Below are 551 nucleotides of genomic sequence, written 5' to 3' on the forward strand. Positions count from 1 at the left end.
GCGTCGCACCAACAGCTCAATTTCTTCGGCGATGATTCCATGTACGGCCATGTACACACATCATTTAAGTAGCATTCCGACTCAAGTTGCTCCGGTACCTAACTTCACACAGTAACCAGCTTTGTCACCACCAATCTGTGAATCAAAGGCTTCAAACACAAGCTACTTTACAATGGTCCACATTAAATGTGGTAGATCTGGGATCTCATTTATCATTTGCATGCCTGGCCGCATGCCGTCGCGGCATTAGCGAAACAATTGGTCAGACAAAGCGTCGCCATCCTTTCTTGCCACGCACACTGCTGGCCACAAGCAAAGCCTAGGTCCTGCTGGCAGTCGTGCTCGTTTCGGTATCCTAGGCACTTCACTGCCGGGGCTTTAATAGCTGGCGTGGCTCCAACTTCGACGTCAGGGGTGGGTTCGATATCTTCGACCGGCAACGCCGTAGTAATTTGAGAGGCGAGAACGAGGATGTATGCCGCCGTAGCACCCAGATACTTGAAAGAGACCATATTGACGAGTTTAGGAAAGATTTGGATTGGAGAATTTGG

1 protein-coding gene is annotated in these 551 nt (G+C 49.7%); it reads right to left on the reverse strand.

The genetic code is table 11. The annotated features are described in order from the left end of the window. Positions 1-212: 212 nt before the first annotated feature. On the reverse strand, positions 213-551 hold a 339-nt coding region (locus P2W75_RS22515; protein WP_276382149.1), incomplete at its 5' end, for a hypothetical protein.

The sequence above is a fragment of the Flavobacterium sp. H4147 genome (assembly GCF_029360735.1).
GTDB classification, from domain to species: Bacteria; Bacteroidota; Bacteroidia; order Flavobacteriales; family Flavobacteriaceae; genus Flavobacterium; species Flavobacterium endoglycinae.